The organism is Actinomyces sp. 594, from assembly GCF_019325145.1.
Taxonomy (GTDB): domain Bacteria; phylum Actinomycetota; class Actinomycetes; order Actinomycetales; family Actinomycetaceae; genus Actinomyces.
The window spans coordinates 37105-52241 of the sequence record NZ_PIZC01000065.1; the positions used below are offsets into that span (position 1 = coordinate 37105).

Annotated in this window: 9 protein-coding genes; 3 read left to right on the top strand and 6 right to left on the bottom strand. The window is 66.5% G+C overall.

The genetic code is table 11. From position 1 onward, the window contains the following. Nucleotides 1–20: 20 nt before the first annotated feature. The gene (gene glf, locus GZ998_RS11375) at nucleotides 21–1175 is read right to left on the bottom strand and encodes a UDP-galactopyranose mutase (protein WP_161924283.1); all 1155 of its coding nucleotides are present in this window, start codon (nucleotides 1173–1175) and stop codon (nucleotides 21–23) included. 262 nt (nucleotides 1176–1437) lie between these two features. Here glf and GZ998_RS11380 point away from each other — a divergent pair, with 262 nt between their 5' ends. Next, nucleotides 1438–2178, top strand: a complete 741-nt coding sequence (locus GZ998_RS11380; RefSeq protein WP_161924284.1) for a LytTR family DNA-binding domain-containing protein — start codon at nucleotides 1438–1440, stop codon at nucleotides 2176–2178. Continuing rightward, a complete protein-coding gene (locus GZ998_RS13425; protein ID WP_161924285.1) occupies nucleotides 2175–3509 on the top strand; it encodes a GHKL domain-containing protein in 1335 nt (444 codons plus the stop codon). The genes GZ998_RS11380 and GZ998_RS13425 overlap by 4 nt, the downstream gene beginning before the upstream one ends. Nucleotides 3510–4069: 560 nt before the next feature. Here the strand turns inward: GZ998_RS13425 and GZ998_RS11390 are convergent. The 4 genes from GZ998_RS11390 to GZ998_RS11405 form a co-directional block, all read right to left on the bottom strand. Beyond that, nucleotides 4070–5158 (bottom strand): glycosyltransferase family 2 protein, encoded by a 1089-nt coding sequence (locus GZ998_RS11390; RefSeq protein WP_161924286.1) that lies wholly within the window; start codon nucleotides 5156–5158, stop codon nucleotides 4070–4072. Nucleotides 5159–5280: 122 nt separating this feature from the next. Then, on the bottom strand, nucleotides 5281–5922 hold the full coding sequence (locus tag GZ998_RS11395; RefSeq protein ID WP_161924287.1) for a hypothetical protein: 642 nt from the start codon (nucleotides 5920–5922) through the stop codon (nucleotides 5281–5283). A gap of 78 nt (nucleotides 5923–6000) precedes the next feature. Beyond that, a complete protein-coding gene (locus tag GZ998_RS11400) occupies nucleotides 6001–8418 on the bottom strand; it encodes a glycoside hydrolase family 3 C-terminal domain-containing protein (RefSeq protein ID WP_308807240.1) in 2418 nt (805 codons plus the stop codon). A 126-nt stretch (nucleotides 8419–8544) separates the two neighbouring features. Further along, nucleotides 8545–11469 (bottom strand): glycoside hydrolase family 3 C-terminal domain-containing protein, encoded by a 2925-nt coding sequence (locus tag GZ998_RS11405; protein WP_308807241.1) that lies wholly within the window; start codon nucleotides 11467–11469, stop codon nucleotides 8545–8547. Nucleotides 11470–11703: 234 nt separating this feature from the next. On the opposite strand from GZ998_RS11405, the gene GZ998_RS11410 reads away from it, so the two are divergent. Then, nucleotides 11704–12489, top strand: coding sequence for a hypothetical protein (locus tag GZ998_RS11410; protein ID WP_162678406.1), 786 nt, complete (start codon nucleotides 11704–11706; stop codon nucleotides 12487–12489). Nucleotides 12490–12561: 72 nt separating this feature from the next. Here the strand turns inward: GZ998_RS11410 and GZ998_RS11415 are convergent, their stop codons facing one another. Then, entirely contained in the window at nucleotides 12562–14967 is a 2406-nt protein-coding gene (locus GZ998_RS11415) for a glycoside hydrolase family 3 N-terminal domain-containing protein (protein WP_219109894.1), read from the bottom strand. Nucleotides 14968–15137: the final 170 nt, after the last annotated feature.

Here is a 15137-nt window from a genome sequence, read left to right on the forward strand (position 1 = left end):
GCGTTACACGGCGGAGCGGCTCACCCGAACCACGGCCGCACCCGCTGCTCGAAGCTATGCAGGGCGGAGGCGATCGTCCGGTCCATGTCCAGATACTGGTAGGCGCCCAGGCGCCCGCCGAAGACGACTCGCTGCGGCTCCAGCTCTGCCGCCAGCTGCTGGTAGCGGGCCAGCCGCTCGCGGTCTGCGGGCGTGCCCACCGGGTAGCAGGGCTCGTCGTCGGGGCCCGCCATGCGCGAGTACTCCCGCATGATCACGGTGGCATCGTCGGGGTAGGCGCGCTCGGGGTGGTAGTGGCGGAACTCGTGCACCCGGGTGTACGGGACATCGGCATCGGAGTAGTTGATGACCGCGGTGCCCTGGTAGTCCCCTGTGGGCAGTACGCGTGTCTCGAAGTCCAGGGTGCGCCACGTCAGGGCACCGAGCCGGTAATCGAAGAAGCGGTCCACGGCGCCGGTGTAGACCACCGGCACCCGGTCCACGCAGGCGTCACGGGTCAGTACGCCGTCGGCCGCCAGAAAATCCGTCCCCAGGCGTACCTCTATGCGCGGGTGGTCCAGCATCCGCTCGACCCAGGTTCCGTAGCCGTCCACCGGGATGCCCTCGTAAGGGTCGGAGAAGTAGCGGCTGTTGTAGTTCAGGCGTACCGGCAGCCGGGTGATGATGCCGGCGCCCAGGTCGGTGGGGTCGGTCTGCCACTGCTTGGCGGTGTAGCCGCGGATGAAGGCCTCGTACAGGGGGCGGCCGATCAGGCTGACGGCCTTCTCCTCCAGGTTGGCGGGCTCGCCGGTGATCTCGGCGGCGTGCTCGGCGATGAGCGCCCGCGCCTGCTCCGGGCCGAGGGCGGCGTGGAAGAACTGGTTGATGGTGCCCAGGCTGATGGGCAGCGGGTAGATCTCCCCGGCATGGTTGGCGTAGACGTGGTGCCGGTAGTCGTTGAAGGCGGTGAACCGGTTGGCGTAGGCCCAGACCTGCTCGTTGGAGGTGTGGAAGATGTGGGAGCCGTAGCGGTGCACCTCGATGCCGGTGTCCGGATCCGGGTACGAGTAGGCGTTTCCACCCACGTGGTTGCGACGCTCAGCCACCACCACGTGCACGCCCAGCTCCTCGGCGGCGCGCTGGGCGACCGTGGCACCGAAGAGCCCCGAACCGACCACTACCAGATCCGCTCGCATCGCTAATGCCCTCCGTCGTCTCTCAGCGTGATCGCGCCAACGGCTGGCACCGGATCAGTGCTGAGCTGATCGCTGACTGATCGTGGCCGCGCGCGTGCCCGTCTCCACGGCCGCGGCCGACCCCCGGCGCCGGTACACTAACATGCTTGTAACCGTTACTTTCGGTGCCCATGGCCGCGTTCGTAGCGAACGCTTCCCCGGCTGTCGCGCCTTCCCCGCGCGTCCGCCACCACCATGCCCGCGCCGTAACCAACAGCCGCCGATGAAAGTGAATACGAGCCCCTCCGCCACACTCCGTATTGGCGTCGTCGACGACGACGCCCGCCACCGCAACGTTCTTTCCGAGTACCTCGACCGCTTCGGCCGTGAGCGAGGCCTGGATCTGCAAGTGTCCGTTTTTGAGGCCGGCGGCGACATCCTGGACGGCTTCCGCCCCATTTACGACATCCTCATGCTGGATATACGCATGGAGGGCACCGACGGCCTATCCCTCGCCCGGTTAGTGCGTCGTATCGACCCTGATGTCATCATCATCTTCATTACTGCCGCGCAGCAGTACGCGATCAACGGCTACGAGGTGTCCGCCCTCGGTTACCTGGTAAAGCCCTTCCCCTACTCCTCCCTGGCCCGAGAGCTGAGCCGCGCCCTGGAGGTACTCGGCCGACGGGACAACGCCGGCATCGTCCTGAAGGACGGGCAGGGGCTGCGGCGCGTGCCCGTGCGCGACATCGTCTACCTGGAGTCCTCTGGTCACCGCCTGGACGTGCACCTGACCGACGGCGCCATCACCCTGACCGGATCGCTCAAGCAGATGGAGCCGAAACTGGCACCCCATGGCTTCTTCCGCTCCAACTCCTGCTACATCGTCAACCTGCGGCACGTGGTGGCGGTGCGCGAGCAGGACTCCGTGATGAGCACCGGGCAGTCCCTGAGGATCTCCCGCCCCCGGAAGAAGGAGTTCATGCGGGCCCTGGCCGAGCACGTGTCCGGGACAACCGCGTGATCCAGGAGGCTCTGCCGGACATCCCCCGGTTGTGGACCGCGCTGGCCGAGTGGGGCGCATGCCTGGCGTACGTACTGGCCACGTGGCGGCCACAGGACTCCAGGCGCCGCGCACTGGTAGTGATGGCAGCAGCGCTTCCGGCGCTGAGCATCTACCAGACACTTGCGGCCCGCCTGCCGATCTCGCTGTGGCTGGCAGGGATGCTCGGAGCGGTGATCGCCATGTGGGGCATCCTGCACCTGGCGCTGAGCGGTTCCCTGCGCCGGTCCACCTACCTGGTAGTGCGCGCCTTCGTGGCCGCCGAGCTGGCGGCCTCGCTCGAGTGGCAGTTGGAGGTGTTCCTCCTGGGAGACCGGGCGGGCGCCTTCTGGGGTGCGGCATTGGCGATAGCCGTCGACGGCACCGTACTGGGTGCGGTCTATCTGCTGGAGCGTCCCCGGTTCCGCGCCGAAGTGGTGCCCACAGCTGCCACCGTGGCCGGGGCGGCGGCGATCGCCGCCATCACCTTCGCCATGTCAAATCTCAGCTTCCTAAGCACCGCCACTCCCTTCTCCGGCCGACTGGGGGCAGAGGTCTTCTATATCCGCACGCTCGTGGATCTATGCGGGTTCATCATTCTGTACGCGCAGCGGGAAGTTGACCTGCAAAACCGTGCTTCCTTCGAGCTGGCCAGCTCCGAGGCGCTGCTGCGTTCGCAGTACGAGCAGTACCTGACCTCCAAGCGCGCCATCGACATCGTCAACCGTAAGTACCACGACTTGCGCCACATGATCGCCTCGGTGCGGGCCGAGCCGGATCCCGCGGTGCGCCTGGACCGGCTCGCTGAGCTGGAGTCCTCAGTGCGGCCGTATGAGGTGTTTGTACGCACCGGCAACCCCGTACTGGATGTAATTCTCACCGACCGGGAGCAGGTGTGCCTGGAGGCCGGCATCACCATGACTGCCATCGTCGAGGGCGCCGCGCTCGGCTTCATGTCCACCGCCGATCTGGCCACACTGGTCGGCACTGCCCTGGACAACGCCTTGGAGGCTGTCTCCGGCACCGGCGACGCCGACCGGTGGATTCGTCTTGATGTGCGTACTCGCCGTGGATTCGTGCTGATCGAGGTCGAGAATCCGGTGGCACCAGCACGCTCGGCCCCGGGTCGCACCGGCCCAATACGTGCTGTTACCGACGGTAGCGCATACGGCTTTGGTTACGGTGCCATGCGCTCGGCCGCCGAGGCCTACGGCGGGCAGCTAACCACTACTGAGAGCCCACGCGGCACCTTCACGCTGCGCGTACTGCTGCCGATCCCCGCCGAGCTCCCTCACCGAGGACGTAATCAGTAATACGGCTCCTCCGGTTAGGGAGTGCGGTGGAGGTAGCTGAGCCATTCCCAGGTGTAGGCCGCAACGGAGCCCTCGGACTCGGCACGAGCACGCGTCGGCGGGCGGGTCCGGCGGTGTTCTGCTCGCGCAGCAAGGACAGATCCGACCCGGCGCCAGCGCGCGCCGCACGCTCAGTCCCGGCACGCTTCCACAGAAACGGCGTAATCACGCGGAAAGCACACCACCCGAAAAACAGCCCAACCAGCTCCAGCGTGCGGCAACCCCCGCGCCGCACGCTGGAGCCAACCAACCCCCACCAGCCAAAAACCAAAAACACCGAAATACCAGGCAAAACCCGCCAACCGGCCAGAGCGCCAAACCAACTGAGCGTGCGCCACACCCAAGACCACCCAACCGACCCCACCCACACCCGCCTACCCCACCCGCACGCACCCGCAAACCGGAGGAGCCGAGAAACCGACCTGACACACCACATGCATGCCAGTCCTCCAGGCCCACAAACGCGAAAAGCCGCAACGTTACCGCCTGGGCTGCATGGCGGGCCCACGCTGGTCCCGCTCTCAGTTCAGGGCAAGTACCCGGCGGACCACCTGGTATCCGGCCACCGTCACCCAGCGCCCGGTCCGTCCCGGCAACGTCATCAGCCGGCCCATTACAGAACCGCGCACCCACCGCGCCACGTCCGGTCGAGTAGCGTCCAGACGCTCCCACAGCCGCTGCTTGATGGCCAGGTTCTGCGGAGTACCCGACCGCAGCGCCATGGTGGTAATCACCACCGCGCTCAAGGTGTAGATGTGTACCAAGTAGTGCAGCAGGGACACAGGTACCTCGCCCTCGCGGGGCATCGCCTCCAGCATGAGCGCGTTGACACGGTCATGCTGGTCCAGACGTGCCACGATCACGTCATCGGCCACGGACTGCCCCGCCCTGCCCACCGTGTAGTAATACAGGTCCAGATCCAGGTAGGTCAGCGTGCGCACGTGCCGCAACGGCTCGAATGCGAACAGGTTGTCCACGTAGAAGCAGTGCTCCGGCAGCCGCATGCCGGAATGCTCCAATACCTCACGACGATAGGCGAGCGAGTGCATCATGAGGTACTGGTCGGGGCGAAAACTCCGCACGTCCCGCCAGCTGCCAATACGCCCGGCCGGGAGGATGCCCCGGAAACGCACTACATGGCGGCCGGGCCGTACACCCCGGGGGCCCCGCCGGGCAGGTCCGTGGCTGAGGCGGTACCAAGCGGGTGTGCCCTCGCGTACGTACACGAAGTTCGTCACCACGAGGTCAGGCTCAGTGCCCGCCTCACGCCAAGAGCGTAGGGAGGCGAGCAGGGCACGCAGTGTCCCGGGGTCGATGGCGTCGTCGGCGTCGCACACCTTCAGCCAAGTGCCGCGGGCCGCAGCGACCCCGGTATTAATGGCGCCGCCGTGCCCCTTGTTCTCCTGGTGGATTACTTCAATCGCCGTGTGTGCCCGGGCGTAGGCATCAGCAAGAGCGCCGGTTGAGTCCGTGGCGCCGTCGTCGACGACGATCACCTCCAGCTCATCACGGCCGCCGTCCGCCGCCACGAGGCTGGACAGGCAGCGCCCCAGGCAGTCCTCGGCGTTGTATGCCGGTACTACGACCGTTATTAGCGGGCTGGCTGGCACCGTGCGGGTCTCCTTGCTCGACGGAGTCAGCCGGCGTTTCGCGGAATGCGGGCACCTGCCCGCGCCGCGCCCGAGGCGCTCCTGGTTACTGGTGCGGATGACACTACCGGAAGGAACCCGGATCAGTGCGCCGACAGCACCTCGGTCTGCCCGGACCCGTCCGGCTGCGTATCGGCATCCTCGGGCACCCGCTTGAAGATGACCTTGAAGATCGGGAAGAACACCCAGAAGGAGATTGCGGCGTTGATGATCATCGTCACGACGTCCGCCACGGTCTCACCCGTGGATGCGCCGAGCGTGCCCTTGCACCAGGAGTAGATGGGCTCCTTGTACAGCACCTGCAAGGCGGCGGCGACGATCGTGATCACCACGTATGCCAGCGCGTACCAGAACGCCGCCTTCCAGATCGAGGAGTTCGATTTGAAGGTGATGGAGCGTTGGGCGAAGAAATTGATTACCTGGGCGATCAGCAGGGTGATCTCCACGGCCAGGAAGTAGGCCAGCCCACCACCGGAGCCGTCGGCCTGGATGGGGCCGGCCACGTAGTCAAACAGGTAGACGGGGCTGCCTCCGGAGGAGCCCACCGGGAGGAACTGGAAAGTGGTGCCCTGCAGCGAGGTGAATCCGAAGATCCACCTGAACGCTGGCATCAGGATCAGCTGCAGCAAAGTCACACCGTTGGACAGGATGAAGAACACGATGAACTGGGCGATGGTCTCGTGACGCTCTTCGAAGCGGTGCCACCAGGCGGTCATTGGGTTCATGTTTGGTCTCGATTTCTAGTTGCTATGACAGGAGTCTACGCGGGCCTTTGCCCTGGCGCGTAAGCGATCAGCACCGATTCAGTGCGCCGCGTCGAGTCGTTTCTGGGTGGCCTTGTCCTGGCGCCGGTTACGGAAGAATCCGCCCACGATGGTGCGCAGCCCGCGCAGGCCGTGGCCATCCACGAAGTCGACGATGCCGTCGACCATTTCAGCAGACACCATGCCGCCGGTCATCTTGCCCATGGCACGCAACGGCATGTTGAGCATGAACAGGATATTCAGGTCGGGCTTGCCGGAGGCATCGGCCTTCTTCTTCTGGCGTTCCAGCACCTTGACGGCGACCTTGCCGATGCGGCTCCGCCCGTGCGCCAGGTCGGCAATCGGGCTGTTGGGAACGATCCGGCCGGACAGGTCCGAACGCGGCACCGCCCTTCCCAGCAGCGCAGCGAACTCACTGTCACCGACCTGCGTGACCCTGCCGTCAAGATAGTGCCCCAGAGCCGGGTCGGCGGGGGCAACCGGGTCGCCCTCCACCTCCCAGGTCTCCTCGAGCGGAAGGTCCTCGGCGTTGCGCCCCACCCGCACCGTCCAGGTGCCCGCGGGGCGGATCCAACGCCCTTCGGTCACCGAGTACCGGCGGAAGGTGTAGTCGTCGAAGGGGACGGTCACGGCCACCGACTTCCCCGCAGACACGGACACCTTGACGAAGCCCTTCAGCTCCCGGGTTGGCCCCCACACGCCCGCGGGCGCCGTGACGTACATCTGCACCACTTCGGCGCCGTCGGTGGCGGAGGTGTTGGTGACCGTCAGGTGTGCCCCAGCCTCGTCCAGGCTCAGCCCGGAGTACTCGAAGCTGGAGTACGACAGGCCGAAGCCAAAGGGGTGCGCCACCGGCGTGCTGGTGGTGGTGTAGTAGCGGTAGCCGACGTAGGGGCCGTCCTGGTACAGGGCGAGTTCCCCCGTGGCCGGGAACCAGGCGGAGGTGGGGTTGTCCTCGTAGCGCACCGGGTAGGTCTCCGCCAGGCGGCCGGAGGGGTTGACCGCGCCGGTGAGCACCCGCAGTGCAGCGCTGGCACCTGCCTGTCCAGACAGGCTGGTGTGAACCACGGCCCTGGTGTGCTCCTCCCAGGCGGTCTCCACTGCGGACCCGGCGGAGAGGACGGCAACCACATTGGGGTTGGCGCGGGCGACGGCCTCCAGCAGCCGGGTCTGCACCTGCGGCAGGCGCATGTGGGAGCGGTCCAGGCCCTCGGACTCGGACAGCTCATCAAGCCCGATGCAAGCGAGCACGACATCGGCCCTGCCGGCCAGCGTCACTGCCTCATCGACCAGGGACTGGTTGGGCCTGCCCTGCCGGTCGTATCCCTGGGCGTAGCCCACGAGCTCAAGCTCGGTCGAGGCCAGCTCTTCCAGGAGGCTCTCAAGGCGGGTGGGGTTAATCTGGGATGATCCGGAGCCCTGGTATCGCGGGGTAGCGGCCATATCGCCGATCACCGCCACGCGCGTGCCCGCGGCCAGGGGGAGCATGCCGTCCTGGTTGCGCAGCAGCACAATCGACTCTTCGGCGATTCTCCGCGCCAGCGCGTGGTGGGCGTCGACGTCGAAACCGGGGCGATCCGCCTCGGGCGTGCGGGCCGAGGGCGCGGAAGCGGCCATCGTGATGACCTCGGCGGCGCGCGCGTAGACCGCCTCGCGGCTGATGCGCCCCGCCTCTACTGCGGCTACTACCTCCCTTGCGGAGTGCAGACCAGGCGCGGGCATTTCCAGGGAGGAGCCGGCCGCGGCGGCCGCCGCGGCGTCATTGGAGCCGCCCCAGTCGGAGACGACCATCCCCGTGAAGCCCCATTCCTGCCGCAGGATCTCGGTGAGCAGCTGCGGGTGCTCGTTGGCGTAGGTGCCGTTGACCCGGTTGTAGGAGCTCATCAGTGCGCGGGGATGCGCCTCGCGCACCACGATCTCGAAGGCGGTCAGGTAGATCTCCCGCATGGTGGCCTCGTCGACCACGGAGTCGGAGGCCATGCGCCGCAGCTCCTGGCCGTTGACGGCAAAGTGCTTCGGGGTAGCCGCCACGCCCTGAGACTGGATGCCGCGGACCAGGCCGGCGGCCATGCGCCCGGCGAGGATGGGGTCCTCGGAGTAGTACTCGAAGTTGCGTCCGCACAGCGGGGAACGCTTGATGTTCAGTCCCGGGCCCAGCAGCACGTCCACCCCGAGGGCGAGCGCCTCCCGCCCCAGCGCCTGCCCCATCTGCTCAGCCAGGACGGGGTCCCAGGAGTTGGCGACGGTAGCCGCCGTCGGGTAGCAGGTGGCTGGCTCGGAGGCGGCTATACCGAGGTGGTCGCCGCTGCCGAGCTGACGGCGCACCCCGTGCGGCCCGTCGGACAGGACGAAGGACGGGATACCGCGCTCGGGCAGGGGGCGCGAGTCCCATTCGGAGGAGCCCGATAGCAGGGCGGCGGCCTCCAGGAGCGTGAGGTCGGAGGCGGTGACGGTCACAGCGTGTTCCTTCCCTTGAGGGTTGGTCGGGATGCGGCGGGGTCCTGGTGTGTAAAGCGCAGGAGGGCGGCCGGTGGGCGGGGCAGAAGATCCGCCCCGCCCACCGGGGCGTCAAACGCCCAGTGCCTACTCCGTCTCGGAGCTCTCGACGACGGCGGAGGCCTCAGCCTGACGCTTGCGGTAGCGGCGGATGGCGATGATCTCCAGGGCGAGCAGGCACGCACCCAGGGCTGCCAGGACGCCCCAGGTCACGTACTCCCAGGAGGCGCGCTCCACCGCGGGCTGCCCGCTGTCGTAGATCCAGGAGTTGGCCACGGTGTACAGGATGTTGTGCGACGCCTCCCGCATGGCGATCACTCCGGTCGCGGAGGTGTTCTGCACCGAGTTGACGGTGATGTCAGTGGTGGCGAGCATCATGTCACCGCCGTTACGGGTGAGCTGGTCGGCATTCTGGTACCCGTAGCCGGCGAAGTAGTCCGTCAGCGTCATGCCGCGGAAGCCCCATTCGTCGCGCAGCACGGTCTGCTGCAGCTCGGGCAGTGCGCCGGCGTAGGTGGTGCCGATGTAGTTGAAGGCGGTCATGACCGCGCCGGCACCGCCGTCCTTGATGCCGATCTCGAAGGACTTCAGGTAGATCTCGCGAATCGCCTGCTCATTGGACCAGGTGGCCAGCATGTTGGTGCGGTTGGTCTCCTGGTCATTCATGGCGAAGTGCTTGATGAAGGCGTACACGCCCAGTTCCCTGGCACCCTGGATCTCCTGTGCCACCTGCGTGCCGGCCAGGACCGGGTCCTCGGAGAAGTACTCGAAGTTGCGTCCGGCGTACGCGTACCTGTGGGTGTTGGTGGCCGGGGCGTACCAGCCGGCCACGTCCATGTCGTGGGCCATGGTGCCGATCGCGGTGCCGAATTCGTGCGCCAGCTCCTGGTTCCAGGTGGCGGCGACGGACACGGCAGAAGGCAGGCCGATAGAGCCCACGCCGGTGAAGTTGTTGTTCAGCGAGGCGGGTCCGTCCACGTCCGAGACGCGCACCTTGCCCACGGAGTCCACCGCCACCGAGCCGTACCCGCCGTTGGCGATCAGGCTGTTCATCTCGGCAACCGACAGCTGGTCCAGCAGCTGGTCCCACTTGGCGTCGTCGTAGTCCAGGCCGTACATGTCACCCAGGACCAGGCCGTTCTTGGCGCCGGTGGTGGGCATCTCGTCGGCATCGTCGTCAAAGGCGGCGGAGTCGTAGTTGGAGTTGGCGATGAAGGCCTGCTGGTGCTCCTCCGACATCTCCAGGCTAGCCGGGGCGGCCGTGGCCTCCTCGTAGTTGGCGAAGGAGTCCGCCCGGGATAGGTAGGTGACGTCGCCTGCGGCAGAGTCGAACTGGTTCGTCGCGACCGCAACATCGCCGGCGTGGGTGTTGTCCTCGGAGTCGTAGGTGATGGTCGCGTCAACCGTGAGGGTCTGCTCGGCGATCACCGTGTGGGAGTCCGCGCGCACGGAGACCGTGTACTCACCCTCCTCCAGCACGTAGGCCTTGGCATCCTGGTAGTCGTAGGAGGCCATGTCATCCTCGGCGAAGGTAAGCGTGACGGTCTCGGATGCTCCGGGCTCAAGCAGGCCGGTCTTGCCGTAGGCAACCAGGTTCACGGCGGACTTCTCAATGCCGCCGTTGGTGTAGGGGGCGGTGTAGTAGACCTGCACAACGTCCTTGCCGGCCACGTCCCCGGTGTTGGTGACGGTCACGTCGAGGCTAATGGCGCCGTCGGCGTCGCGGGCGAGCTCACCCATGTCCTGGCTGAAGGTGGTGTAGGACAGGCCGTAGCCGAACGGGTAGGTGACGGCCTCTTCGTAGTCGATTACACCCTCGACGGCGGCGGTCTCGTACCAGCGGTAGCCGACGTAAATGCCCTCCACGTAGTTCACGAACCCGGGGTAGGTGGTGTCTTCAGTGAAGGGCGAGGACTGCCCGTACTCCTTCATGTTGGTGTAGGTGAAGTCGCCGAAGTTGTTGGCGACCGGGGATGCCTTCAGGTCCGTGACGAAGGTGTCCGGGGTCTTGGCGGAGGGGTTGACCTCGCCGTCGAGGATGCGGCCCAGGGCGTTGAAGCCGACCTGGCCTCCGGGAATCGCCCAGATGATGGCGTCAATGTCCGGGTCGGCGGCCAGGTCAGACAGGTCGAAGGCGTTGGCACCGTTGTAGACGACTACCACCGTCTCGGAGTTGTCCTTAGCTAGCTGGATCAGGTCGCGCTCGGGAGCCGTGAGTTCCAGGTAGCCCTGGCCGTCGGCGAAGTCGGTCTGGGTAGCGGAGTTGTCCGTGTAGGAGAAGGCGCCGTTAGCAGCCACCTCCGCGTTGACGTCCAGCGGCAGATCGAATCCCTCACCACCGGACCGGGCAATGGTCACCACCGAGGTGTCAGAGAAGTCCTGGATGGAGCTGACAAGGGCGTCGGTGTAGTCATCGGAGGTGGGCTCGGGCAGCGTCCAGTCGGCTGCGAACATGCCGACCTCCGGCCGCTCGGCACGGTAGCCGGCGTAGAAGTCGCTCAGCTCCGTGTTGGTCTGGAAGCCAGCGTTGTGCAGGCCATCCAGCAGGGAGGTCGTGGGGTTGTCAGGGGACAGCGAGCCGGAGCCGGTACCGCCGTAGACGGGGTTGGTGGAGGCCCAGCCGAGAACGTTGATGGCGGCGCCGTCCTCGAGCGGGAGGGCTGCTCCCTCGTTCTTCAGCAGGACCATGCCCTCGTCAGAAATCGTGTTACCGAGTTCCTCCACGGTCGCCTTGGTCTGGTCGGTGAGCGTGCCGGATCCGGAGGACAGGTCCAGGATGGTCTTCAGGCCGCCATACATCATGCCGGTTACGGCAACCGCGACGGCGACCACCGCGGCAACCCAGGTAGTGGAGCGCACCAGCTTCCGGGTCGGCTTGCTGAGCCGACGCGCGGCGATGGTGATGATGAGCGCCACCAGCAGCGCCACGCCGATGGCAATGAGCTGCGGTCGCAGGCTCACCACCACGTTCCAGACGTCGTTCCAGTTGATTGACAACACTGTCGCAGACACCTCTCTGTGCTCCTTGCGCGGGGACGCAAGGGGGATGGGGATGCTCACTGGCGGGCGGGTCCCGAACCGCCCTCGCATCAGGCCTACGGGACCGGACCCCGCCGACAATTGGCATGCAGGCCTATTCTCGGTCGATGTCGGTTAGCGATAATGTCTTGACCGCTCGATCTGTCGGTTCGGACGCATAACCTGTCGGTTGCCGGTACACGATCATGCAGCCACCCGGGAGGCTTCATGGAGACCCCACACATACTCATCGTCATCGCCACCTACGCACTTGCTATTATCATGGCGGTGCTCACGATCCCCCTGCTGCGGGTCGGGGAGCGTGCGGACAGGGCCCGCATAACCGAGCCCGTCCCCGGCGCGGGTACAACCACCTACGAGTACCCCGTCCAGCGCCCCGATGCCCGGCTCCTGATCGGCCTGGTCATTATGTTCGGCTGTGGCGGCGTTCTCCTCGTCCTGCTAGCCCTGCCGGTAGTTGATGACCTGAAGGCCGCTGGGATCATCGCTGCGCTGGCTCTCCTGTGCGTCGGCTACTGCTGCTACAGCCTGGCGACGTATCGCAACGCCAGCCTCGTCGACGCCCCAACACTGATCGCCGGCACCGACTGGCGTGGCCGCGCCGTGCAGATCCCCCACCAGGAGATCGCCTCGTTCTCGGCCACCGGTCAGCGCTCATCCGTCGTGCGCGATCAGCACGGGCGGAACCTGAAGCTGAATATGAACTGGTTCTCCGCACCGAACCTCGCCCTGTACCTGCTGCGGTCCACCGCTGAGGGGCGCTTCCCCGGCAAGCGTCCGGGCGATCCGCGGGAAGTCGGCCGGGGCCTAAATCGCGTGCAGTCCGCCCTCAACTTCCAGTGCGCCCAGCCCTTGCGGCAGGTCCTGCTCCAGGGGCCGGCAGCCAATCCGACGGCGTTCCGCCGCAACCCCACCGCGCCGGAGGGCACCGGCTGGACCGGACCTGAGTATGACGCCTGGGTCGCCGCGGTCAACACCACTTTTTGGAGCTAACGCCGGGACTGCGGGCGGATGCGGCAGCCCACCGCCTGCACCCGCCCGCATAACCACCGGAGCCCTGTTTGCTCAGTCCTTGATAACCGAGCCGTCCAGGTGCAGGCCGAAGCCGTAGTCATAGGTGTTTCCGGCGGAGTCCGTGTAGGGCGTCAGGTCCTTCGGGACGTCCTCCTGGTTGGCCTCCACGGTGTCCATGCCTGCGGGGAACTGGATGGGCAGGCGCCCGTTGGACTCGTGCAGGCCGAGGGCGACCTGGATGAGGGCTTCGTCCGCGACGCCGAAGCCGACGACGATGGCGTCGGCGCGCGCCTCGAACTCCGCGGGAATCACCGGGTTCGTGGCCTTGAGCGCCACGACGACGGGAATGTCCCGGCCCGATGCGGCCACCGCGTCGGCGGCGCGGTTGAAGGCGTCCAGGTCGGCGCCGTTCGAGATCGCCGATTCGGCCCCGTAGTAGGAGCGGTTCTCCCGGCTGCCGTCGGCGAGTACGTCCCCAGAGACGGAGGTGCGGCGCACATTCTCGCCGTCGGCCGTGTACGTGCTGTACTGCAGCGAGAGCGGGTACCAGGTGCCCGCCTCCTCGTTCCAGCCTGCCTTGGAGAAGCTGGTGCCGTTAATCGGCGAGCGCATGCCCACCAGCACCAGGTCCACATCGGTCAGGTCGGGGGCGGTGTAGCCGGTCACGTGGCCGTCGGCATCGTATTCGACCTCATCGGTAACAACCTTGCCGAAGTACTTGCCCGCAACCTCCACGTCGAGGGAGGGCCCCTCGGTGTACTCGGCCTCGCTGAAGGCACTGTTGAATCCCGTGTCGTAGGTCTGCGGAATGTACACGGTCTTGTCGGAGAAGTCCGCCTCCGGATCCAGGTTGATGGCGCCGTCGTTCTTGAGGGTGACGATCGAGTTCAACTGCGCCTCCTGGCCGGCGGCGACCTTGTCCTGAGAACCCACCTGAGCCTGGGAGGTGGCCAGGTCCAGGAAGGGGTCGTCGAAGGCGCCAATGTTGAAGGACATGGTCAGGATACGGGCGGCGGACTGCTGCCAGCGGGTGCGGGCGTCCACGTCCAGTTCCCCGGCCTCGTAGGCCTCCTGCCACAAGTCGTAGGCGGCCAGTACCGGGGCGGCGTCGTTGTTGCCGCCGAACATGTCGGTTCCGTTCTTGATGATCTCGAAGTGGCGCTCCTCCACGCTCAGGTCCTCCGCGCCCCAGCCGGTGGCGATCACCGGGTTGTCAGGATCGGTGGTGGCGCGGGTGACGCCCCAGTCGGTGACGACGACGCCCTCGTAGGAATTGGCCTCACGCAGTTCGGAGAGCTTGCCGTCGTCGTAGGAGGAGCCCATCCGCTGGGAGTACTCGGGCTCGCCGTCGGCGTTCAGGGTGACCGAGTAGGACGTCATCACAGCGGCTGAGTCCAGCGCCTGCTGGAACACCGACCGGTGCTCGGCCGAGTTGCCGCCCACCATGACCTCGTACTTGCCCGCGTTCGTGTGCGACTCGCGCCCGCCCTCGCCGGCGCCGTCGCCGGGCCAGTGCTTGATCATGGTGGCCACCGAGTCCGTGCCCCAGCCGGCGTCACCACCATCCTCTGCGTAGGTGCCCTGGAAACCCGCTACATAGTTGGCGGCCATGGCGCCGGCCATCTCGGAGTCCTCGCCGAAGGTGCCCGAGACGCGCAGCCACCGGGGCTCTGTGGCCAGGTCGATCTGCGGGGACAGGGCCGTGCCGATGCCTAGGCTCCGGTACTCCTGGGAGGCCATCTGCCCGAACTGGAGCACCGTTTCGGGATCGAAGGTGGCGGCTAGACCCAGCGACCCGGGCCAGCTGGAGATCTCCCCGACGTCTGTGAAGGCCCCGTCGCCCGAGGCGTCCGAACGCGGGTCGGAGGAGAAGTTGACGGGGATGTAGGGGGTGTCCGCGGAGGCCAGGGTCTCCACGTAGGCCTGCATCTGGTTGACCCACTGCACGTTGGCGGTCACGTCAGAGCCGCCCGCGTTCAGCACTGCCCGCAAGTAGGAGTCGGACAGGTACTCCTGCTGCTCGGGCGTCAGTCCGTCCTCGGGCGCACGTTCATGAGCGGAGAAGAGCATCAGACCAGCCATCTGCTCCTTGGACAGGCCGGTGGCGTAGTCGGCGGCCCGCTCGCTCCCCTCCAGTCGCCAGTCCTCGGCGGGGTCAAGCTCTCCATTGCCGTTGAGGTCCTTGAAGGCGTAAGTGAACTCGCCATCGACCTGCTCAACGATGGCCATGCCGCCTTCGGCCGAGTAGCTCAGCACCTGGCCGCCGTTCGGGTTGATGACCCGGGTGAAGAGGGTCTGTCCGTCATCCAGTTCTTGCGTGATGTAGGTGTTGCCGTTGTTCTCCAGGGTCGAGGACGCGGTCGCATCGGCGGTGGAACCGCCGGAGGTGCATCCCGTCAATACCAGAGCCACAGCCACGCCAACGGCGGCCAGGCTCCTTCCATAGGTGATCCTCATTGATCTCTCCTTGCAGGGTCTCGCAGGGTTCACCACCATCATATGAGACGCAGGCCACACCCGGGAGTGTCAAGCGTGATCTGTCGCTTGCTGCGCATAACCTGCGTCACCGCCGCTGAGTTCGTACCTGCGCCGCCGCAGTCCCGGTATGCGAGACGCCGAGGTGCGCT